The organism is Streptomyces sp. NBC_00234, assembly GCF_036195325.1.
Taxonomy (GTDB): domain Bacteria; phylum Actinomycetota; class Actinomycetes; order Streptomycetales; family Streptomycetaceae; genus Streptomyces.
This window is the reverse complement of sequence record NZ_CP108101.1, coordinates 7,577,052-7,599,907: the sequence shown is the minus strand read 5'-3', so window position 1 is coordinate 7,599,907 and position 22,856 is coordinate 7,577,052. Positions and strand designations below refer to the sequence as shown.

Below are 22,856 nucleotides of genomic sequence, written 5' to 3'. Positions count from 1 at the left end.
GCCGGCCCGCTCTGCGCCCCGGGCCTCCCCGGCGCGCAGAGCGGGCCGGGGTGCCGGAAGGTAGGTGCAGGGGGCTTCTGTCCGAGACACCGGAGCAGCCATGGACCGTTACCCACCCATCGCCGAACACGGCCTGGTGGGCGACCTGCAGACCGCTGCGCTCGTGTCGTCCCAAGGCGTCGTCGACTGGTTCGCCGCTCCCAGGTTCGATTCGCCCAGCATCTTCGCCGCCCTGCTCGACCACGACCGGGGCGGGTACATGCGGCTGTCCCCCGATCACCCCGACGGAAGCTGCAAGCAGCTCTACTACCCCGACACGGCCGTGCTGGTGACGCGGTTCATGTCCCCGGACGGCGTGGGCGAAGTGGTCGACTTCATGCCGCCGGACCAGAAGGCCACGGCCACCGACCGCCACACCCTGGTGCGCGTGGTGCGCGCCGTGCGGGGGACCGTCGCGTTCACGCTCGAATGCAGACCTCGTTTCGACTACGGCCGGGCGGATCACACGCTTGAGCTCGGTGAGAAGGACGGCCTGTTCCGGGCTCCGGGCATCGACGCACATCTGCAGACGAGCTTTCCGCTGGAGCGGGACGGCCAGGACGTCCGGGGCGCCGTGACGCTGAGCGCCGGTGAGGCCGCCGGCGCCGTGTTCACGGTCTGTGCCTCCGGTGGTCCGGCACCCGAACCCCTCACGGTCGACGGCCTCACCGCGCAGGTCGAGGAGACCGTCCACTTCTGGCAGACGTGGCTGCGCCAGTCCCGCTACCGGGGCCGCTGGCCCGAGCTGGTGCACCGCTCGGTCATCACGCTCAAGCTCCTCACCTACGCGCCCACCGGAGCGCTGGTCGCGGCGGCCACCATGGGCCTGCCCGAGCAGATCGGCGGCGAGCGCAACTGGGACTACCGCTACACCTGGGTGCGCGACGCCGCGCTGTCCGTGCGCGCCATGCTGGACCTCGGGTTCGTCGAGGAGGCGACGGCCTTCGTCCACTGGCTGGTGCTCCGGCTCCATCAGCGCGAGGGCAAGGAGGAGGAGCCTCTCCAGACGATGTACCGGGTCGACGGCGACCCCCATCTGCCGGAGGAGACGCTCGACCACTTCGAGGGATACCGCGGCTCCTCCCCCGTACGCATCGGCAACGGCGCGGCCGACCAGCTCCAGCTGGACATCTACGGCGAGGCCCTCTACGGGCTGTCCCAGGGGCGTGGGCTCGCCCAGCAGTCGACGTACCGGGGATGGAAGGCGCTGGCGAGGGCGCTGGACTGGTTCGCGGAGAACTGGGACCGGCCGGACGAGGGCATCTGGGAGACCCGCGGCGGACGCCGCGACTTCACCTACAGCAGGGTGATGGCCTGGGTGGCGTTCGACCAGGGGCTGCAGCTGGCCGAACGCTTCCGCAGGCCCGCCGACCTGGACGGCTGGCGCAGGGCCCGGGACGCCATCATGGACCAGGTGATGGAGCGCGGCTGGAACGAGAAGGAACGCGCCTTCGTGCAGCACTACGACGGCGACGTCCTGGACGCCTCCCTGCTGCTCATGCCGAGGGTGGAGTTCATCGCCCCGAAGGACCCCGGCTGGCTCTCCACCCTCGACGCGATGAACCGCAGGCTCGTGTCCGACAGTCTCGTCTACCGCTACGACCCGGCGGCTTCGCCGGACGGTCTGCGGGGCGAGGAGGGCACGTTCAGCCTGTGCACCTTCCTGTACGTCGACGCGCTCGCCCGGGCGGGACGGGTGGGCCAGGCCCGTTACACGTTCCAGAAGATGCACACCTACGCCAACCACGTCGGGCTGTTCGCCGAGGAGATCGGGCCGAGCGGGGAGCAACTGGGCAACTTCCCACAGGCGTTCACCCATCTCTCGCTCATCATGGCGGCGGTCACGCTGGACCAGGCCCTCGACGCCGAGCAAGGACGCTGACCAGTGACCACCACAGTCGATCCCGCCGCACACCGCCCCGCCCGATGCGCCCCAGACCTGTGCCCGAGGGAGCGGTGATGACTGTGCCGACCGGACCCACCCCGCTGCGCCGCAGGGGCGGCCTGCGCGCGGACCACTTGCAGTTGCTGCTCGCTCTCGTCGGACTCGGCGCGGGCCTGGCCCTGCCGAGGGTCACCCCGGGGCCGCAGGTCGCGGGCCCGCAGGTGAACGACATGCTGCTGGGCCTGGGGGTCGGCGTCCTCAGCGTGACGACCGTGATCTTCTCGGTACTGTTCCTGGTGGTGCAGTGGGCGCACACCACGTTCACGCCGCGCCTGACCATGTTCCGCGAATCCCGCGTCGTGTGGCGGACGTTCGCCTTCGCGGTCAGCCTGTCGGTCTTCAGCTTCACCGCGGCGCTCACGATCGGCACCGACGCCCGTGTGACGATCCTGGTGCCCGCGGTCGCCGGTGTGCTGCTGCTCGCCCTGCTGGTGCTGCTGTGGGCGCTGCTGCTGCGGGCCTTCGCGTCGATCCAGCTGGGACCGGTCCTCCACTTCGTGACCGGCCGCGGTCGCTCCATCCTCCACTCCCTGTACGCCGACGGGAGCGCGTACTCCCTGGGGAAGCCGGGTTCCGACGAGGCCCTGCCACCGCTGCGGGCGACGGTGACCTGGCCGCATTCCCTTGCCGTGCTGCAGCAGGTCGACATGGACAAGCTGCTGGACGTCGCCCGGCACGCGAACGCGGTCGTGGTGCTGAGGACGGTCCCGGGCCTCACCGTGTCGTCCGGCGCCGCGGTCGCCGATGTGCACGGCGGCGATCCGGACGCCTCCGCCGTGCTGGGCGCACTGATCACCGGAGCCGAACGGACCTTCGACCAGGACCCTCTCTTCGCGTTCCGGCTGCTGTCGGACATCGTCCTGCGGGCCCTGTCCCCGGCGGTGAACGACTCCGCCACAGCCGTCGAAGGACTCGACTGCCTGGAGGAACTGCTCGCCGCACCGATGCCGGTGTCGGTGGGTCCGCTCCGCGTACGCGACCGTGGGGGCACCCCGCGGGTGCTCGTGCAGCTGCCCGGCTGGGAACGCTTCCTGCACACGGGAGTCGACGACGCCATCGCCGCCGCCGTCAACTCGCCCATGACCCTGCGACGGCTGCGCACCCTCCTGCTCCGGCTGCGCGCGGACGGTCCCGCCGACCGGCACGACCTGCTGGAACATCGGCTGGAGTGGGTGGAGGCCGAGCTGGCACGGCGGTTCCCGGTGCTGTGGGACGAGACCGAACGGACCTCCTTCGACGGCCCGTGACGAGCCGCATGGTGACGCGCCGGCGCAGCCGAAGCCGTACCGGACCCTCCTAGTGCAACCCTCGGGTTGCACCTCACGCCTCGACGTGCAACTCTGGAGTTGCACCGATTGACGGCATGAACGACACGGAGGAGTCACGTCATGAGCGAGGACCGGATCGAACGCGAAACCCTCATCGCCGCATCCCTCGACCGCGTCTGGACCCTGGTGGCCCAGCCGGGTTTCTGGGTGGCCGACGAGGCGAGCCTGCCCGGAACCGTGGCCAGGGAGGGCGAGTCGATGGTGGCGAAGAACCCCGAGTACGGAACCTTCCCGGTACGCGTGGAGAAGGTGGAGCCGCAGACCTACCTGGCGTACCGCTGGGCCAGCGCGTTCCCCGGGAAGGAGCTGAGCGCGGACAACAGCACCCTGGTGGAGTTCACCCTGACCCCGGAGGGCGACGGGACGCGGCTTCGCGTCGTCGAGAGCGGGTTCGCGGCCCTGGCAGGCTCCGACGAGCTGCGGAGCAAGGCCGTGAAGGACAACACCGGCGGCTGGCCGCAGGTGCTCGACGCCCTCAGGGTGCGCGCCGAGAAGCCGGCCGTGTGACGGACGAACGGGACGCGGAAGCGATCGACAGCGTCCTCGTCGCCCTGGCCGACCCGACGCGACGTCAGCTGCTGGATCAGCTCGCCGCGCTGAGCGAGGCCACCGCGACGACGCTCGCCGCGCGTCTCCCCGTCTCGCGGCAGGCCGTGGTCAAGCACCTCGCCGTCCTGGACGCCGCCGGACTGGTGTCCGGCAGCCGGGTGGGGCGCGAGATGCGCTACACCGTACGGCCCGCGGCGCTGGACGCGACCTCGCGGTGGATGGCCGCGCTCGCCTCGGACTGGGACCGGCGGCTGGCGACCATCAAGCGCGTCGCGGAGGCGGCGGAGCGGGAGGAGAGGAGCACGGACCGGTAACCGGATCCCCGCGGCCCCGGATAGCCCAACCGGGGCCCGGGGCGGCGCGGACGGCATGTCGCGGGCCCGCCCGCCACAGCGCCACTTACTGTCTCCCGCACGGGCCGGGCCCGCGGGCGGCCGGGGCTTTTCACTGCCGCGCGCGGGCGACTTCGACGGCCGCCGTCCCGAGGGCAGCCATGCCACTCATGACGAACCGATGGGGAATGGCATGCCGGACGTACAGCGGCCTCGACGGAACGGCGTGGCCTGGCTGATCTGCGGCCCACGCACCAAGTGGCTGGTCGTGGCCCTGTGGCTGATCGTCTTCGTCGTCGCGGCGCCCCTCGCCCAGAAGCTCACCGGCGCACAGGACAACGACGCCACCTCCTGGCTGCCGAGCAGCGCCGAGTCCACCCAGGTACTGGAGACCTCGAAGGGTTTCCGGCCCGAGATCATCACGGCGATCGTCGTGTACGCCCGTGAGGACGGGCTCACCACGAAGGACCGCGCACAGATCGCGGCGGACACCCTGCAGCTGAAGACGCTGCGGGCGGACGGCGTCAGAGGCTGGGAGACCCGGGGCCCCGTCTACAACAGGAACATCCCGCCCCAGGCGGCCCAGGTCTTCGTTCCCGTCACCATGGACGAGGACGGGTGGGAGCGCATCGGGTCCGCCGTCGACTCCATCCGGGACGTCGTGGGCACCGGCGGCAACGGCCTCGCCGTCCACATCACCGGGCCCGGCGGTGTCACGGCCGACTCCGCCGACGCCTTCGAGGGCATCGACTCGACCCTGCTGTTCGCCGCGCTCGGCGTAGTGGTCGTGATGCTCCTGATCACCTACCGCAGCCCGACCCTGCTCATCCTGCCGGTACTCGCGGCCGTCGCCGCGCTCTTCAGCGCGCAGGCCGTCATCTATCTGCTCGCGACGCACACCGGTCTGACCGTCAACGGTCAGAGCGCCGGCATCCTCACGGTGCTCGTCTTCGGCGCGGGCACCGACTACGCCCTGCTCCTGGTGGCCCGCTACCGCGAGGAGTTGCGCCGGCACGAGAACCGTCACGAGGCCATGGCCCGGGCGCTGCACCGCGCCGGCCCCGCCATCCTGGCGAGCAGCGGGACCGTGGTGCTCGGCATGCTCGTCCTGCTGACCGCCGAGATGAACTCCACGAAGGGCCTGGGCCCCGTCGCCGCGATCGGCGTGGCCGTGGCCCTGGTCGCCATGATCACCCTCCTCCCGGCCCTTCTGGTCATCTTCGACCGCTGGGTCTTCTGGCCGGCCGTCCCCCACTTCGGTTCCGCCGAGCCCACCGAGCACGGCGTCTGGGCGCGGATGGGGGCGCGGATCGCGCACCGTCCCCGCGCGATCTGGGTGGCCACCGCGCTGGTGCTCGCCGCACTGTCCCTGGGGCTGACGCAACTGCGTGCCGCGGGGCTGAGCAACGCCGACTCCTTCACCGACAAGCCGGACTCGATCGTCGGCCAGGAGGTCCAGGACCGCTACTTCCCGGCGGGAAGCGGCAACCCGCTGGTGATCATCGCCAACGCGGACCGCAACGCCCAGGTGCGCAGGGCGGTCGCGTCGACCCAGGGCGTGGTGCCCGGATCCATCGGCGTACCTCTCGGTACGAAGCCGGTGCACGACGGGCAGGTGCTCTTCGAGGCGACGATGACCGACCCCGCGGACAGCGAGGCGGCCAAGGACACCGTGGAACGCGTCCGGGACGCCGTGCATGCGGTGCCGGACGCGGATGCGCAGGTGGGCGGTGGCACGGCGGCCCTGCTGGACATGGACACCGCCACGCGGCACGACAACATCCTGATCATCCCTCTGGTGCTGCTGGTGGTGCTGTGCGTCCTCGCACTGGTGCTGCGCGCGGTGGTGGCTCCCCTGCTGCTGATCGCGACGGTGGTGCTGTCCTTCGCCGCCGCGCTCGGCATCAGCGCGCTCTTCTTCCGGTACGTCTTCGACTACGCGGGCGAGTCGACGGACTTCCCGCTGTTCGTGTTCGTGTTCCTGGTGGCACTCGGGATCGACTACAACATCTTCCTCTCCACCCGTATCCGCGAGGAAGCCTTCCACCAGGGGACGCGGGCCGGAGTGGTGACCGGCCTCGCGGCCACCGGGGCGGTGATCACCTCGGCGGGGCTCGTCCTGGCGGGCACCTTCGCGGCGCTCGGAACCCTGCCGATCGTGGGTCTCGCGGAGATCGGCTTCGCGGTGGCGCTGGGCGTACTGCTGGACACCTTCGTCGTGCGGTCCATCCTCGTCACGTCCCTGTTCCTGGACATCGGTCCGAAGGTCTGGTGGCCGCACCGGCTCGCCCGCGAGGACGGCGCCGCGACGGGGAGGCCAGGGGCGTCGGCCACGGATTCCTAGGTCGTGTCCGGCCGGGCTCGCGGGGCCTGATCCGGCCTGATCCAAACGAACGACCCTAGCTCGCCGTCGCCCCTTGCGCCCGTAGGCCCCGGAGGATTCACAGAGTGCCCGACGTCACCGACCCGTTCGTCAATCTCGTCCGGCGGCACAACGAGCCGGTGGTCGTACAGACGATCCGGTCGACGGTCGCCGCCGTGATCTCCTACGTCGTGGCCCTCATGCTGAGCAGCGAACCGGCTCCGCTCACCGCGCCGCTGACCGCGCTGCTCGTCGTGCAGGTCACCCTCTACTCCACGCTCACCACGAGCATGCGCAGGGTGAACGCCGTGGTGGCCGGCGTGGTCATCGCCATCGGATTCAGCTCGCTGGTGGGCCTGAGCTGGTGGAGCCTGGGTCTGATCATCCTCGCGTCCCTGGTCCTCGGCCGGTTCGTCCGGGCCGGTGAGTTCGTCCCCGAGGTGGCGATCAGCGCGATGCTGGTCCTGGGTGTGACGCGGGTGGCGGCGACGGCGTGGGACCGGGTACTCGAAACACTCATCGGGGCCGTCGTCGGGCTGCTCTTCAACGTCCTGTTCGCCCCGCCGGTGTGGGTGCAGCCGGCCAGCGAGGCCATCGAACATCTCGCGGGCCGCATGCGGCGCTTGATGATGTCCCTCAGTGACGAGGTGCTCGGCCACACCACCGTGGCCGAGGCCGCCGACCGCCTGCACGAGGCCCGCCGGCTGGACCACGACATCGTCGAGGTGGACGCCTCGCTCCGGCAGGCGGAGGACAGCCTCCGCCTCAACCCGCGCGTCAAGGAAGGCATGCTCTTCCGGGTCGTCCTGCGGACGGGTCTCGACACCCTGGAGATCTGTGCGGTGGTGCTCCGCACCCTGTGCCGCACACTGACCGATCTCGCCAAGGCCCGCACGCAGGAGCCGCTCTTCGCGCCGGAGACCGCCGAGGCGCTGCGGGACCTCCTCACCCATGTGGCCCGTGCGGTCGAGAGCTTCGCCGAACTGATCACCACGCAGGTCAGCGTGAACGCCGACGCGGCCGAGGACCGGCTGGTGGACGAGCTCTCCCGGAGCCGGGCGGCCCGGGAGACCGTGGCGCATCTGCTGCTCGACGGCGTACAGCAGCATCCGCGCCAATGGCAGTTGCACGGTGCGCTGCTGGCGGAGGTCGACCGGATCCTGGACGAGCTGGACGTGGAGAAGCGGTCCCAGCGGTTGGTGGAGGAACTGGACCGGCAGTCCCGCGAGCAGAAGGAGAAGTACCCGCTGGTGGACAAGCTCCGGGGCCGCTTCCGCCTCAACCGCTCGCGACCGTCCGGTGCCGACATGGCCGGGTCGTCGGCCGCGCGCGACCGCGACTGACCTCGCGCCGGCCGGCCCTGACCGTCAGAGGCCGTTGAGCTCGGCCATGAGGTCGGCGTCGCGCATACCGGGCAGGACATACCCTTCGCTCTCGTCCCAGGGGACGTCGAGATCGTCCATGTGCACCCGCCACCGCGCACCCTCGACGGCCCGGCGCAGCTCGGTCACGGAGTCGAGGACACAGGCGATCACCGGGAGGAGCCGCCCCGGGTCACTGGGCATCTTCGTGGACCCCCCGAGGATCTCGTCCGCACGGGAAGGGTCCGGTGCGTACAGGTAGAGGGACTCCTCGTAGTCGTACGGAAACGACTCCAGGTGGGCGGCCGCGATGCGCTCGACGGAGGCCGACTCGGCCTCGGTCAGCGGCTGTTCGCGGTGTGCGTTGTAGTAGAGGGAAACACTCATGGCAGGAGCCTACGGCGAGGGTCCGACAATTCCGGCCGGCCCGCGGGCCCGCCCGGCCGTGAAGACGTGGCAGCGGCGCCGTGGAGAGTTCCCACGCAATTTGTTACCGGGGGTAGGCCCACGCGCCACTCTTGTTGTACCTTCCGCCTAACAGCTTGCTAGACGTGGCGTCTAACAAGCAAGGGTGGCGCCGGGCAGCCATCGATCCCACCAGGCGGGCACGCGCGCGGGGACGACAGGGCAGCCGGCGTCGGGTCGACCTCTCGATTCAAGGAGCCGCAGCATGTCAAGCAGCACACTTCGGCCGGAGGAACAGAACCGGCTCCAGGAGCAGGACGTCGCACGGCGGCTGCTCGACTCGTCCGCGAAGCTCTCGTACGACCCGGTCACCGAGGTGGACTGGGACACCCCGCTGGACAAGGACTTCCACGGTGCCAGCCCGGAGTGGAGCACCCTCTACGGAACCGCCTACTGGGGCGAACTGACCGATGCCCAGCGCAAGGAGCTGACGCGCCAGGAGGCCGCGTCGGTGGCCAGCACCGGCATCTGGTTCGAGATGATCCTGCAGCAGATGGTGCTGCGCGACATCTACACCAAGGACCCGACCGACGCGGAGTTCCAGTGGGCACTCACCGAGATCGCCGACGAGTGCCGACACTCCATCATGTTCGCCCGCGGCGCCGCGAAGCTCGGGGCCCCCGCGTACAAGCCCCGCCGCGGAGTCATCGAACTGGGCAGGGCCTTCAAGACACTTGCCTTCGGCGAGGCCGCGTACGCCGCGATCCTCGTCGCCGAGGAAGTCCTCGACGTCATGCAGCGCGACTGGATGCGCGACGAGCGGGTCGCACCCTTCGTCCGCACGATCAACAACATCCATGTCGTGGAGGAATCCCGGCACATGAAGTTCGCCCGCGACGAGACGCGGAAGCGGCTCCGGCACGCGGGGCCGCTGCGCCGGCAGATCAACGCGCTGGTGATCGCGATCGCCTCCTACTTCATCGTCACGAGCATGGTGAACCGGGCCGTGTACGCGAACGCCGGCCTCGACACGCAGCGCGCCCTCGCCGAGGCGGCGGCGAACGAGCACCACAGGTCCCTGATGCGTTCCAGCTGCGCGGGCCTCATGGAGTTCCTGTCCTCGGCCCGCCTCCTCACCAAGCCGGCGCTGTTCTTCTACAAGCGCGCCAACCTCATCTGACCCGAGCCGATCGCCCGACCGGAGCCGAGCCGACGCCATGACCTACGCCATCACCCAGACCTGCTGCAGCGACGGCACGTGCATCGCCGTGTGCCCGGTCAACTGCATTCATCCCACCCCGCAGGAGCGGGAGTTCGGCAGCACGGAGATGCTGTACATCGACCCGAAGACCTGCATCGACTGCGGTGCCTGCGCCGACGCCTGCCCGGTCGACGCGATCTTCCCGGTGGACAGCCTCCCCGCGGCGCAACAGGAGTACGCCGCCATCAACGCGGACTACTTCGCGGACGACGAGCCCCCAGCGGCGCCGACGGGACCGAACTTCCACGCCTGGGGCGAGCCCGGCTTCGAGCGCGGAGTGCCGTCCGACTTCGCGCCGATCCGGGTGGCGGTCGTCGGCACGGGCCCGGCCGGGATGTACGCCGCCGAGGACCTGCTGCTGCACACCAACGCCGAAGTGACCCTGGTGGACCGGCTTCCGGTGGCCGGTGGCCTCATCCGGTACGGCGTCGCGCCGGACCATCCGGCGACGAAGAAGGTCGGCGACACCTTCGCCCGCTTCCACTCCCATCCCCGGGCCCGGATGCTCCTGGGCGTCGAGGTGGGCAAGGACATCACCACGCAGGAACTCGCCGCGCACCACGACGCGGTCATCTACGCGGTGGGCGCCTCCACGGACCGACGGCTCGGCGTGCCGGGTGAGGACCTGCGGGGCAGCATCGCGGCCACCACGTTCGTGGCCTGGTACAACGCCCATCCCGAGGTCGGCGCCGATGCCGTGGACCTCTCCGGCGAGCGGGTGGTCGTGGTGGGCAACGGCAACGTGGCCGTCGACGTCGCCCGTATTCTCGCGACGGACCCCGAAACGCTGGCCGGCACCGACATCGCCGACCACGCGCTCGCCGCCCTGCGGGCCTCGAAGGTGCGCGAGGTGGTCCTGCTCGGCCGCCGCGGACCGGAGGACGCCGCGTACACCGCGTCCGAACTGATCGCTCTCAAGCACCTTCCGGGTGTGGAACTCGTCGTCGACGACGACGATCCGCGGACCGGTGCGACGATCGACGGCGCCTCGCCCAAGGAGAAGGCCGCGCTCCTGCGGGACGTCACCCGCAGGACCGTCGACTGGTCGCGTACGCCGGACACCGGACGCAGGATCGTCCTCCGCTACCACTCCTCGACGGTCGAACTGCTCGGCACCGGAGCCGTACGGGCCGCTCGGGTGACCGGCGTGGCCGACGACGTGGAGCTCCCGGCCGGCATGCTCCTGCGGGCCGTCGGCTATCGGGGCGTGCCCGTGACCGGACTGCCCTTCGACGAGGCGACCGGCACCGTGCCGCACGAGGGCGGCCGAGTGACGGGGCAGCCCGGGACGTACGTCGTCGGGTGGATCAAACGAGGCCCGTCGGGCGGCATCGGAGCCAACCGCACCTGTGCGGCGGAGACCGTCGGGACGCTGCTCGCCGACGCGGTCGCCGGGGCCCTGCCCGCACCCGCCCGGACACCGACGGCGCTCCGCCGTCTCGCACGGAGCCGCAGCCGCCATCTGGTCGACGCCCGGGGACTGGCCGCCATCGACCGGGCCGAGCTGGCCCGCGGCCGGGGCCAGGGCAGGACGCGCGCCAAACTCGGCACCGTGTCCGAGCTGGTGGCTGCCGCGAAGGGCAGCCGCTGGGGACTGCCGGGCTGAGAACCGTCCGTGCGCGGGGAGCACTCCGCGCACGGGCCTGGTTCCGGTGCGGGACACCTGACAGGCATGCGGCCGAGCCCTGGCGAGGGACGACGACGCAGCAGACGCGCGTGCCGGACCCCGCGCGGCAGACGGAAGCATGACGACAGGCCCTAGACTCGCCGGATGGCGAAGTACTTCGACGTGCACCCCGAGAATCCTCAGCGGCGCACCATCAGCAACGTGGCCGACAGCATCCGGTCCGGCGCGCTCGTCGCGTATCCGACGGATTCCTGTTACGCACTGGGATGCCAGCTCGGCAGCCGTGACGGCATCAGCCGGATCCGGTCGATCCGCAATCTCGACGACCGGCATCACTTCACTCTCGTCTGCGAGAACTTCGCCCAGCTGGGTCAGTTCGTGCAGGTCGACAACGACGTGTTCCGGGCCATCAAGGCGGCGACACCGGGCAGTTACACCTTCATCCTCCCGGCCACGAAGGAGGTGCCGCGTCAGCTGCTGCACCCCAAGAAGAAGACGGTCGGCGTACGCATTCCGGACCACGCGGTCGTTCAGGCGCTGCTCTCGGAACTCGGCGAGCCGATCCTCTCCAGCACTCTGCTCCTGCCGGACGAGGAGGAGCCGCTGACCCAGGGCTGGGAGATCAAGGAACGGCTCGACCACGTCGTGGACGTGGTGGTCGACTCGGGCGACTGCGGCACCGAGCCGACCACGGTCATCGACTTCTCCGGCGGCGAGCCGGAGATCGTACGCAGGGGGGCGGGCGACCCCTCGCGCTTCGAGTAGGGCGTACGGAGGCGGCTCAGCTCCGCAGGTGCCCCAGCACGGTGCGGACCGCGTACTCCACCGCCCCGCGTGCCTCCTCGGTGTGGTCGATCGCCTCGAACGCGTGGTGGGCCGAGGGCACGTCGACGACCTCGATGTTCGCCCCGCACTCCTTGGCGGCGGCCAGGAACTCGTCGACCGTCGCCATGATCTCGGGCCGCTCCAGGCCGACCCGGGTCAGCACGATCGGCAGGTGCCCGGCGCCGCGCACCGTCTCCGAAGGCCGGTACCGGGGGTCGACGAGCTTCCAGTTGGGCAGCGGGGCGAGCACCGGGTAGCTCGCCGCCACACACCGCAGCCACGGCGGGGGCGCGGCGAGCCAGTCCGCCGCGAGCATGCCCCCGCCGGAGAGGTACCAGAGCGCCACACGCTCCCCGTCGACGCGCGGATCGGCGCGTACGAGCTCGACGGCGTCGACGACGTCCTGGGCGGCCCGCCCGTAGTCGGTGAAGTCGTGGAGCCGGTGGTCGAGCGTCACCCCCACCCCGCCGCGACTCGCCACGTACTGCCCGTAGCCGACAAGGGTCGGCCAGTCCCGCGGCGTCGGCCGGGCGTCGGCGGGCAAGGGGCCGCCGTGGACGAACACCACGGCCGGGCGTGGGGTGTCGTCGTCGGGCCGGTGGAACTCGATGTGCCCGGACCGCTCGCGGGGCCGCTCGGGTACGTCCATGAGGAACGGCCGCAGGTGTACGGGCTGTTCCTGCACGGCTGCGGCGATCCGGTGGCCCTCGCCCGCCGCGGCCCGCACCAGCACCGCGGCCAGTTCGTCCGGGGCCGAGAGCATCGGCCAGTGCCCGGTGCCGAGTTCGAAGAACGTGACGCCGGGGCGGGTGAGCGCCCCGAAGCGCGGGTCCCCGAAACCGACCACGGACTCGACGATCTGGATGCTCGATCCGTTGGCGGTGCACAGGACTCCGGTCATCGGCAGCTCGGCCGCCTCGTCGGAGAGCCGGAGCGGCTGCACCAGCGTGCCCACCGGCTGCGGCGCGGAGAGCCGGGCCAGTCTCTCCAGTCCCGCCGCCTCGATGCCTTCGACACTCCCCCAGCGCTGCCACTCGCCGGGCGCGGGCGGAGCGATCACCCCCTCGCCCCCGGCGGGACCGGGCACGGCCGTCAGCCGGTCGCGGAGGGCCTGGTCCGGCACCAGGCCGAGAGCCGGTTCGCCGTCCTGGGGCAGGCCCCCGTCGATGTTGACGATCCGGGCGATGCGCTCGGGTCGCAGACCGGCGGCGCCGAGCACCGGGTACAGGCCGTAGGCGTGGCCGACGAGCACCACCTGTGGCGATTCCACCTGGTCAATCAGCCGCACCAGGTCCTGGACGTGTGTCTCCAGGTCCGTCCCGGCATCCGCCGGACGGCCGGTATCGCCCATACCGGTGAGCGTCACCGGATACGCCTCGGCCCCCGACTCCCGTAGCCCGTCGGCCACTTCCTTCCAGATCCACCCACCGGTGAAGGTTCCCGACACCAGGATGAATGCCGTCATGTACGTCTCCTCGCACGCCGTGGTCCATGGGGCCTGCCGCGTGGGCCGCCCGCCCTCGCCGATACGGTAGTAACTCCCCCTGAGGGAGGTTCAAGCGTTGACGCCTGACGGCATGTGGAGCATTGGGGAACTCGCCGAGCACGCGGGTGTCTCCGTCAAGACCGTCCGCTTCTACTCGGACCGGGGGCTGCTGCCCGAGGCCGCCCGCAGCGGCGGCGGCCACCGCAGGTACGGTCCCGGGGCAGCCGACCGCCTGCGCCTCATCCGCTCCCTGCGCGCCCTCGACCTGCCGGTTCCGGAAGTGGGCCGGGTCCTCGACGAGGAGGACACGCTGGAGGACGTCATCGCGGGACAGCTGAGGGAGCTCGGCTCCCGGCTGGCCGCCCTGCGCTGGCGGGAGGCCGCCCTCCAGGTGCTCCAGGACTGCACCCCGCCGGAACGTGCCGAACGGCTCCTGCTGATCGGCGCCCTCCCGATCCCGCCCGACACCACCGTGCTGGCGCGCTTCTGGCGGCGCTGGCTGCCGCCGAGGCTGCCCACCCCGCTGGTCTCCGCGGTCGTCGACCAGGCGATCCCGCAGCCGCCCGCCGATCCGACCCCGGCGCAGGTGCTGTCCCTCGCCCGGCTGTTCGCCTTCGTCTCCGGTGTCCGCGTCGCCGCCGCCCACTGCCAGCCGGAGGCGCACCGGACCGACAAGGGATACCGCCCCGCCGTGCTCTACGAAGGTCTCAGGGAGGCGTTCGCGCTGGCGTCGCCCGAACTGCGGGACCGGCGGCCGGCGCGGGAGGGCGAGGCGCTCGACTGCTTCGTCGCGGCCTATGCGCGCTCGCACGGCACCCGTGACACGCCCGGCTTCCGCCACCGGCTCGCCGGCGTGCTCGCGCAGGACCCTCGTATCGACCGGTACTGGCAGCTCGTCGCCGAGCTCACCGGCCCGGCGCAGCCGACGGCCGGTGCCGCACACGACTGGCTGCTCGACGCCCTGGAGACTCAGACCGGCCGGGCCGGGAGCGCGCCCTCGATCTCGAAGGACACCTGGTCCACGTAGCACCACCACCAGCCCTCACCCCGTTCGAAGGAGCGGATGAGGGGGTGGCCGGTCGCGGCGAAGTGGGCGGTGGCGTGCTTGTTCTTGGAGGAGTCGCAGCACCCGACGTGCCCGCAGATCTGACACATCCGCAGGTGGACCCAGGTGTCCGCCAGCGCGACGCACTCGGGGCAGGTGTCCTGGCTGTCGGGGGGCACGGACCGCACCCGGTCGAGGTGCCGGCAGACCTGGGACGAGTGGTCGCCCTTCATCGTCCGTCCTCCTTCGCGTCGCCGTCACGGCGGTCACGCCGGCGGACACGGGAGCGGAAACCGGCGCACCGACAACCCTCCCACCCGGCCCCCGCATGTCAAACGGAGCCGGAGCCCACTCGTCGGACGGGGGCTTCCCCGGCGCCCGCGGGCTCGGCGCTGCGCTGGGCCGGCAGCCGGACTCCGTTCGGCGCTCTCCGCTCGCGGCGGACGAGCAGCGTGCCGATCGCGCAGGCGATGCCCGCCATGACGAAGCCGTAGGGCGGGGTGCTCCCGGTGGGCTGCGTCTCGTACACGAGCCCTGCCGACAGCACGGCCACCACCGTGGCGGCGCGGCCGTGCGAGGCGGTGGCGGCCACGACCGCCATCCCCCACAGCAGGTACCAGGGCTGCACCATCGGCGAGAGGGCGACGAGGGCGAGCAGGGCGAGACCGAGGGCGTGCACCGGTTCCACGCTGCCGCGCAGGGCCCGCCACCCCAGGTGGAGGATGAGGGCGACCGCCGCCGCGAGTCCCAGGGTCTGGACGACGGACTTGACCGCGGCCGGGTCGGTGCCGACGACCAGGTGCAGCAGGTGGCCCAGGCCGAGTCCGATGTCGCTGGTGGCCGAGAGGGCGGTGTGGATGGTGCCCGCGACGCTCTGCGTGCCGAGCCAGCCGAAGCCGGTGCCGGCGAGGAGGGTGGCCGTGACGGCGACCGCAGCCGCGACCAGACCGGGGGCCAGCAGGCCCTTCGCCAGCCTGCGTACGTACGGCCCGGTGGCCGCCCGCGTCACGAGTACGCCGATGAACAGCAGCGCGACGGCTGCCGGGGACTTGACCATCATGGCGAGCCCGACGAGCGCGCTGCCCGTGATCCAGCGGCCCCGCAGGGCGAGGACCACGCCCGCGAGCATCAGGCCGATCATCAGCCCGTCGTTGTGGAGGCCGCCGATCACATGCATGAGCAGGAGCGGATTGAGCGCTCCCAGCCAGAGTGCGGCACTCTCGCTCGCTCCGTGCTCACGCGCGAGGCGGCGCAGCGCCCACACGATCAGCACGAGGGCGCCCACGGCGATGAGCCGCATGCCGAGCACGGCGGGCACGATCGTCCCGCCGGTCAGCCAGGTCACGCCACGGGCGAGGACGAGGAAGAGCGGGCCGTACGGTGCGGGGGTGTCCGTCCAGTGGCCTCCGACGCTCGAGGCGGCGTCGCCGCCGAGTCCGGCGGGGTCGAGGACCGAGGGCCCGACGACGTAGACGTCGTGGCCTTCGAGGACCATCGCGCCCTGGGCGATGTAGCTGTAGACGTCGGCGCTGTACAGCGGCGGTGCCAGCAGCATCGGGGCCGTCCACCAGGCGAGCGTGACGAGCGTCTCGCGCACCGGGGCCCCGGCCCTGCCGTACTGCCACCAGGCGACGACCAGGAGGGTCAGCCCCACGTAGGCGAGCACGGCAGCCGATGTGGTGAGCACGGAGCCGTGCGGCACCCAGAGGCCCCAGGGGTCGCGGGCCGGCAGCGCGCCGGCGGCCCAGCCCCCCGTGACGACGGCGACGGAGCCGGCTGTGCCCAGCCGGCGGTATGCGACAGCGCTCATTGCCCACATGACCGGTCAACCTATCGAACGGGTGAACGGATCCCCAGAGAGAGGGCCGTTCCGGCCGGGTACGGATCGGTCAGGCGGGTGTGGCCAGGATCACCGGAAGGCGACCGGCGCACGGAGGTCGCTGAAGTCGATGGCGCGTTCCGCGTCACGGAGGGCCTGCTCGGCCACCCGGCGCACCTCGGCCAGCACATCTCCGTGCTCCTGCACGAGACTGGCGTAGATCGGTGCCTCGGACCTGTCTGCGGAACTCATGTCGAACTTCTCCGTCGATCAGTTGCGTACACTCCCCGCCGGTGGGCGCAAGTGCGGGCCGAGTGTACGTGCTCCGCTCCACGCGCCGCAGCCCGTATCGCAAAAAGGACGTCCCGGGCGGGCGCGCCGCTCCCGGCCGGGAAGCACGTGGTCACGGGCCGGGAGAGGGACCTTCCGGCGGTGCCGAACCGCGCGGCGCCGGGCCGGACGGGGACTCCGCCTCGGCCTCGGCCTCGGACCCGTCCTCGCCCGGCCCGAGCGGCACGCCGCCGCCGCCCCGCAGGCGCTCCAGGTCGGCGGGACGCACCTGGATGACGAGCAGGGCGATCAGTGCCGCGACGACCGCCAGCACGGCGGCGCCGATGAACGCGCTCGAAATGCCCGAGGCGAGCACCTCGTCGCCCCAGGTTCCCGGCAGCTCACCCGTCCTGCTGAACTCCAGCCTCTCGGCCGGGGTCGCCTCCGCCATGAACGTCGTGACCTGGTCGGTGGCCTCGTTGCGGCTGGCCGTGCCGAAGATCGTGACCAGGATGGACAGGCCCAGCGAGCCGCCCACCTGCTGCGTGGCGTTGAGGATGCCGGAGGCCGCCCCGGACTCGCGCGGCGCGACACCCGACACGGCCATCAGGGTCAGCGAGACGAACTGCATGCCCATGCCGAGGCCGAAGACCAGCATGGGGCCGAGGATGCTCCCCAGATACGTGCTGTCGATGTCCGTCATCGTCAGCCAGGCGAGTCCGACCGCCGCCAGGATCGCGCCCACCACCATGAACGGCTTCGGACCCCACCGGGGCAGAAGTTGCGAGGCGATTCCCGCACCCACCGCGATGATCACGCTCACCGGCAGGAAGGCGAGACCGGCCCCCAAGGGGCTGAAGCCCAGAATGTTCTGGACGAAGAGCGTCAGGAAGAAGAACATTCCGAACATCGCGGCGGCAAGGCTCAGCATCATGCCGTAGGAGCCGGCGCGGTTGCGGTCGCGGAACATCCACAGCGGTGTGATGGGCTGTCTCGACCTGTTCTCGATGATCAGGAACAGGGCGAGCAGCACGACGGCGCCGCCGAAGGCCGCAAGGGTCACGCTGTCGCGCCAGCCGTCCTTGGAGGCGCGGATGAAGCCGTAGACGAGCAGCACCATGCCCGCGGTCGAGGTGAGCGCGCCGAGGATGTCGAAGTGTCCCGGGTGGCGTTCCGACTCGCGGATGTAGCGGGGGGTCGCGAACACGATCAGCAGCCCGATGGGCACGTTCACGAAGAAGATCCAGCGCCAGTCGAGCCACTCCACGAGCAGCCCGCCCGCGAGCAGCCCGATCGCGCTGCCGCCCGCCGACACGGCCGCGAACACACCGAACGCCCGGTTCCGCTCGGGTCCCTCGCGGAAGGTCGTGGTGATGAGCGCGAGGGCCGTGGGCGAGGCGATGGCGCCACCGACGCCCTGGAGCGAACGCGCGGCGAGCAGTTGCCAGGATTCCTGCGAGAGACCTCCGAGCAGGGAGGCGAGGACGAACAGCAGGATGCCGAACATGAAGACTCTGCGGCGGCCGAGAATGTCGCCCAGCCGGCCGCCGAGCAGGAGCAGGCCGCCGAAGGTCAGCGTGTACGCGTTGATGACCCACGACAGGGTCTCGGTGGAGAAGCCCAGCGAGGTCTGGATGTGCGGCAGCGCGATGTTCACGATGGTGATGTCGAGGACCACCATCAGCTGGCAGGAGGCGATGACAAACAGCGCCATCCCACTGCCGCGGCTCCGCTCCGGGGCTTCGGCGGATCCGGAGGGTTTCGCGTGGGAGCTCGTCATGGCATGGCCTGCGTCTCGGATCGGCGGTCACGGCAAACGCTCACCCCACCGACGTTAAGCCGCGCCCTCCGGCCCCGCGACTCGGCCGACCCGGCTCAGCCGCCCGTCGCCGCCCGGTGCAGAACCCCCGCCAACTCGTGCGGCCGGGAGAACATCGGCCAGTGCCCGGTGTCCATCGTGACGAGGTGCCAGTGCTCGCTCTTCAGCAGCTCGGCGACGTCCTCGCCGGGCTGGGGGCCGTCGAGGAGGCACTTGATGTACGTCGCCGGAAGCTCTCCGAGGTCGCGCGAGAGCTCGGCCGCCCCGGTGAGCGTGGTACCCGGATGCGGGATCGATCCGGCCACGATCCGTGCGATCTGCTCGCCGGTCAGATCCTGGCCCGCGTAGTCGTCGGCGGCGAGCGGCGCCCAGAAGCCCCCGTTCTCCCTGATCGGGGTCTCAAGCTTCTCCCTGCCCTCCCACCACACGGAGGCGAACGACTCCCCGTCGGCCGGGACGACGGCGTCCACGAAGACCACGCGGGTCAGCCGGTCCGCCAGCCGCTCAGCGGCCTGGCCGACCGGAATGCCCGCGTAACTGTGCCCGACCAGGACGACGTCGCGCAGGCCGAGGCGCTCCACCTCGTCGACGATGTCCTGGACGTGGGTCTGCTGCCCGGCCGCCAGGTCCTTCTTCTCGGCGAGGCCGGACAGTGTCAGCGGGTGCACGCCGTGCCCCGCGGCCCGCAATTCGGGCACCACCTCGTCCCATGCCCACGATCCCAGCCACGCGCCCGCCACAAGTACGAATTCGCTCATGGGGGCAACCTAGCGGGCGGGTACGACAGTCGGCCCCCCGTCGTGGAAACGGGCCGGCGTCCGCCCCGGCCGTGGGGCCGGGACGGACGCCGCCCGTCGGGGGCTCAGGTGCGGATCAGCTCACCTCCAGAGCGACGTCGTCCACGACGTAGGAGGTCTGGAGCGACTGGTCCTCCACACCGTTGAACTTGAGGGTGACGGTCTGGCCGGCGAACTGCGAGACGTCGTAGGTCTTCAGCGCGTACCCGGTGTTCGCGTTCAGGTTGGACAGCGTCGCCAGGGTCTGGCCGCCGACCGACACGGTGAAGGTGTCGTAGGCGACGTTCTCGGTCTCGTCGGTGTCGATGTGCAGATAGAACGAGAGCCGGTGGACGGCGCAGCCCGACGGGATGGTCAGCGACTGCGAGGCGCTGTCCGTCCGGGCGGAGCCCCACCCGTTCAGCCACGCCTTGTAGGAGCCGCCGTGCGCGGGCTGTCCGGTCTGGTTGGTGATGACGCCCGAGGTGGTGGTCCACGGGGTGGTGCCGCTCTCGAATCCGCCGTTGACGACGAGCTGGCGCGGGGTGCAGGTTCCGCCGCCCCCGCCGACGGTGAGCGTGTAGGTCGTGCTGTGGCTGACCGTTCCGGTGCCGGTGACCGTCAGGGTGTAGGTGCCCTGCGGGACGCCGGTGCCGATCTGGACGGAGAGTGTCGAGGAACTGCCGGACTGTACGGAGGTCGGGCTCAGGCTCGCGGTCACACCGCTCGGCGCACCGGAGACCGACAGGGCGACGGTCTGGGCGCTGCCGCTCAGCGTGGCGGTGTTCACGGTCGAGGTGACGCTGCCGCCCGGCTGGGCACTGCCGGAGGCCGGGCTGGTGGAGAGGGAGAAGTCCTGGGACGGGGTGTCGCTGCCGACCGCCTGCTTCCAGACGGCGTACGCGACGCCGTCCGCGCTGCGGTCCAGGACGGTCGCGTTGATGTTGCCGGTCGTGTCGCAGGAGCTGTGGTAGCAGGGGTCGTAGGCGGCGTTCGCGGTGCCGCCCCACTTGGTCGCCTGCGCCGAGGTCTTACGGGCGCTGGCGCCGGCCGCGTAGCCGGAGGTCGGGATGCCGGCCGCCTGGAAGGACGCGTCGTCGCTGCGGCCCTGGCCTTCGACGTTCTCCTCGGGTGCGAGGTTGAGCGAGGTCCAGTACGCCTTGAGCGGGGCCGCGGTGGTGGAGTTGACGTTGTTGATGAAGTAGCCGGCGTTGGTGGAGCCGACCATGTCGAAGTTGTAGTAGCCCTTGATGGCGGTGCGCTGGGTGCTGGTGAGCTGGTTGACGTAGAACTCCGAGCCGTTGAGGCCCTGTTCCTCGTCCGTCCACCAGGCGAAGCGCACGTGCTTCGTCATCGTGGGGTTCTTCTGGGCGAGGACGAGGGCGTTCTCCAGCAGGGTCGCGGAGCCCGAGGCGTTGTCGTTGATGCCCGGTCCGGCCGATACGCCGTCGAGGTGCGCGCCGAACATGACGGTCTGGTCGGCGGGGCCGCCCGGCCAGTCGGCGATCAGGTTGTTGGACGGGTAGGTGCAGGTAGAGCAGTACTGCTCGCTGACGGTGTATCCGGCGGCCTGCAGCTTCCCCTTCACATAGGCCAGCGACTGGGTGTACCCCGCGCTGCCCGCACGGCGGTTGCCGCCGTTCTGCGAGGCGATCGTGCCGAACTGCGCCAGATGGGACTGGACGTTGGAGACGGAGATGTCCGGCGGGTCGGTGCCGGGCTGCGTACCACCGACGTTGAGCGTGTAGTCGACGGTGTGGGAGAGGGTGGCGCCCTGACCCTTGACGACGACCTGGGAGGCGCCGGGCGCCGCGTTGGAGGTGGCGGAGAGAGTCAGAACCGAGGACTGGCCCGACTGCACCGTGGCCGGGTTGAAGGAGGCGGTCACCCCGGACGGCAGGCCGGTGGCGGTGAGGGTCACCGACTGTGCCGTGCCGGTGGTGGTGTTGGTGGCCACGGTGGTGGTGACCGAACCGCCCTGCTGGACGGTGCCCGACGAGGGGTTCAGCGCCAGCGAGAAGTCGTTGTTCTGGCCGGTCGGCGTACAGGTGGGGTCCCCGGCCTGGGCCGGCACGCTGATCGCGTCCCAGGCGGCCTTCGTCTTCAGGAAGAGCCCACAGGTGGCGAGGTCGAGCGACTTCGCCGAACTGAGCGTCGCCGTACGGTACTTCTTGTACGACATGCTGCTGGTCTTGAGCAGCATGCCACCGTAGAAGATCTTGCCGGCGTTCTGGATCCCGACGCCGGTCAGCGTGGTCTGGTTGCAGGTGGTGCTGCTCGGCTTCCCGCCGCCCGGGTTGGTGCCCTCGGCCAGCAGGTAGAACCAGTGGTTCAGCGGTCCCGCGGCTGCGTGCACCTCGGTGCCGGGTATCGCGGAGCTGTAGCAGGCCGGGTCGTTGTTGACGGCCGGCGGGTTGTACATGTTCCGGATCGGTCCCCGGCCCTGGAGATTGATCATCTCGCCGACCGTGTAGTCGGGGACGTCGTACGGGGACGGCTGGTTCATGTACGCCTCGGTCAGCGCACCGAAGATGTCTCCGGTGCCCTCGCCGAGTCCGGATTCCTGGCCGCCGGTTCCGCCGGGGGTGTTGGTGTCGATGGCGTGCCCGTACTCGTGGGCCACCACGTCCGCGCCCGCGATCCACTCGTTGGCGCTGTTGCGGCCGATGGTGACCTGACTGCCGTCCCAGTACGCGTTGAGTTCGGGCAGCCCGACCTTGGCGGGGAAGCTGCGGCCACTGCCGTTGACCCCGTTGCGGCCGAGCCACTGGCCGAGCATGTCCCACTGCTTCTGCGCGGCGAACATGAGGTCCACGCAGCCGGTTTCCTTGCTGGTGGGGTTGCCCGTGCCCCAGGAGTCCGAGGACTTCGTGAAGACCGAACCCGTGCTGTAGTCCGCGCAGCTCAGTCCGGCCCGGTTCGGGTCGCGCAGGCTGTAGCTGCCGCCCGAGTTGGTGGTGTCGATGGTGAGCGGTCCCGGACCGTTCCACTTGCTGGTCCCGCTGCCCGCGGAGACCTCGTCGTGGGTGTCGACGACCTTGCCGGTACGCGCGTCCACGAAGACGTGGAGTCGGCTGGGCGCCTTCTTGGTGCGGCCGGAGAGCACGGTCTCCCAGGCGAGGGTCTGCTCGGCGCCGTCGAGTTTCACGACGAGCCGGCTGCTGCGGACCTTGTCGACCTCGGCCAGTTTCGACCGCGAGACGGTTTCGGCCTTCTTCGCCGTCACGGCCGGGTCGGTCGCCACGTCGATCCGGGTGGCGGATGCGGACTGGAGGGCGCGGACGTCGCCGTCGCCGTCGGCGAGGACGACCGCGTCGCCGCCGACGACGGGCAGGCCGCGGTAGCTGCGCTCGTAGGCGACGGAGTAGAGGCCCTTCACCCAGGGGGTGACGAGGCGTCGCTCGTACTGTTCCTGCGAGGAGTTGACCAGGGTGTCGAGACCGCTGTCGACGGCCCGGTCGGCGGCGGCGACCGCACGGGAGAGCGGGGTGGTGCGCGCTTCGGCGGTGGCTGCCGACGCTCCGACCGGCTGGGCGACCGAGGTACCCGTCAGCCCGGCGATCACAGCCAGTGTCAGACCGGCCGTCATCGTTCTTCGCTTCATCGA

Annotated in this window: 18 protein-coding genes; 10 read left to right on the top strand and 8 right to left on the bottom strand. The window is 70.9% G+C overall.

The features are described from left to right. Positions 1-100 precede the first annotated feature (100 nt). The 6 genes from OG230_RS33260 (at position 101) to OG230_RS33235 (ending at position 7,898) form a co-directional block, all read left to right on the top strand. A complete protein-coding gene (locus tag OG230_RS33260) occupies positions 101-1,921 on the top strand; it encodes a glycoside hydrolase family 15 protein (RefSeq protein WP_328907470.1) in 1,821 nt (606 codons plus the stop codon). Between the two features lie 77 nt (positions 1,922-1,998). Then, entirely contained in the window at positions 1,999-3,231 is a 1,233-nt protein-coding gene (locus OG230_RS33255; protein WP_328907469.1) for a DUF2254 family protein, read from the top strand. A 141-nt stretch (positions 3,232-3,372) separates the two neighbouring features. Next, on the top strand, positions 3,373-3,819 hold the full coding sequence (locus tag OG230_RS33250; RefSeq protein ID WP_328907468.1) for an SRPBCC domain-containing protein: 447 nt from the start codon (positions 3,373-3,375) through the stop codon (positions 3,817-3,819). Next, positions 3,816-4,175, top strand: a complete 360-nt coding sequence (locus tag OG230_RS33245; protein ID WP_328907467.1) for an ArsR/SmtB family transcription factor — start codon at positions 3,816-3,818, stop codon at positions 4,173-4,175. Before OG230_RS33250 ends, OG230_RS33245 begins: the two co-directional genes overlap by 4 nt. Before the next feature lie 211 nt (positions 4,176-4,386). Beyond that, positions 4,387-6,537 (top strand): MMPL family transporter, encoded by a 2,151-nt coding sequence (locus tag OG230_RS33240; protein ID WP_328907466.1) that lies wholly within the window; start codon positions 4,387-4,389, stop codon positions 6,535-6,537. Positions 6,538-6,641: 104 nt separating this feature from the next. Continuing rightward, positions 6,642-7,898, top strand: coding sequence for an aromatic acid exporter family protein (locus OG230_RS33235; protein WP_328907465.1), 1,257 nt, complete (start codon positions 6,642-6,644; stop codon positions 7,896-7,898). A gap of 24 nt (positions 7,899-7,922) precedes the next feature. Here the strand turns inward: OG230_RS33235 and OG230_RS33230 are convergent, their stop codons facing one another. Next, complete coding sequence (locus tag OG230_RS33230) at positions 7,923-8,303, bottom strand: hypothetical protein (protein WP_328907464.1); 381 nt, start codon at positions 8,301-8,303, stop codon at positions 7,923-7,925. A gap of 283 nt (positions 8,304-8,586) precedes the next feature. Between OG230_RS33230 and OG230_RS33225 the strand changes: the two genes are divergently transcribed. The 3 genes from OG230_RS33225 (at position 8,587) to OG230_RS33215 (ending at position 11,974) form a co-directional block, all read left to right on the top strand. Then, positions 8,587-9,501, top strand: a complete 915-nt coding sequence (locus OG230_RS33225) for an AurF N-oxygenase family protein (protein ID WP_328907463.1) — start codon at positions 8,587-8,589, stop codon at positions 9,499-9,501. Positions 9,502-9,538: 37 nt separating this feature from the next. Then, positions 9,539-11,188 carry an FAD-dependent oxidoreductase gene (locus OG230_RS33220; RefSeq protein ID WP_328907462.1) on the top strand — a complete coding sequence of 550 codons (1,650 nt, stop codon included), beginning with the start codon at positions 9,539-9,541 and terminating at the stop codon, positions 11,186-11,188. A gap of 165 nt (positions 11,189-11,353) precedes the next feature. Further along, entirely contained in the window at positions 11,354-11,974 is a 621-nt protein-coding gene (locus OG230_RS33215) for an L-threonylcarbamoyladenylate synthase (RefSeq protein ID WP_328907461.1), read from the top strand. Between the two features lie 16 nt (positions 11,975-11,990). Here the strand turns inward: OG230_RS33215 and OG230_RS33210 are convergent, their stop codons facing one another. Further along, entirely contained in the window at positions 11,991-13,499 is a 1,509-nt protein-coding gene (locus tag OG230_RS33210) for an alpha/beta fold hydrolase (protein ID WP_328907460.1), read from the bottom strand. 97 nt (positions 13,500-13,596) lie between these two features. On the opposite strand from OG230_RS33210, the gene OG230_RS33205 reads away from it, so the two are divergent. Beyond that, positions 13,597-14,547 (top strand): helix-turn-helix domain-containing protein, encoded by a 951-nt coding sequence (locus OG230_RS33205; RefSeq protein WP_443051438.1) that lies wholly within the window; start codon positions 13,597-13,599, stop codon positions 14,545-14,547. Here OG230_RS33205 and OG230_RS33200 read toward each other — a convergent pair. The 6 genes from OG230_RS33200 to OG230_RS33175 form a co-directional block, all read right to left on the bottom strand. Continuing rightward, entirely contained in the window at positions 14,490-14,798 is a 309-nt protein-coding gene (locus tag OG230_RS33200) for a UBP-type zinc finger domain-containing protein (protein WP_328907459.1), read from the bottom strand. The genes OG230_RS33205 and OG230_RS33200 overlap by 58 nt on opposite strands. Positions 14,799-14,896: 98 nt before the next feature. Continuing rightward, entirely contained in the window at positions 14,897-16,384 is a 1,488-nt protein-coding gene (mptB, locus tag OG230_RS33195; RefSeq protein ID WP_328907458.1) for a polyprenol phosphomannose-dependent alpha 1,6 mannosyltransferase MptB, read from the bottom strand. A 90-nt stretch (positions 16,385-16,474) separates the two neighbouring features. Beyond that, positions 16,475-16,636, bottom strand: coding sequence for a hypothetical protein (locus tag OG230_RS33190; protein WP_328907457.1), 162 nt, complete (start codon positions 16,634-16,636; stop codon positions 16,475-16,477). 151 nt (positions 16,637-16,787) lie between these two features. Continuing rightward, entirely contained in the window at positions 16,788-18,434 is a 1,647-nt protein-coding gene (locus tag OG230_RS33185) for an MFS transporter (protein WP_328907456.1), read from the bottom strand. 95 nt (positions 18,435-18,529) lie between these two features. After that, positions 18,530-19,231 (bottom strand): alpha/beta fold hydrolase, encoded by a 702-nt coding sequence (locus OG230_RS33180; protein WP_328907455.1) that lies wholly within the window; start codon positions 19,229-19,231, stop codon positions 18,530-18,532. 115 nt (positions 19,232-19,346) lie between these two features. After that, positions 19,347-22,853: a M28 family peptidase gene (locus OG230_RS33175; RefSeq protein ID WP_328907454.1), complete on the bottom strand. Its 3,507-nt coding sequence runs from the start codon at positions 22,851-22,853 to the stop codon at positions 19,347-19,349. Between the last annotated feature and the right edge of the window lie 3 nt (positions 22,854-22,856).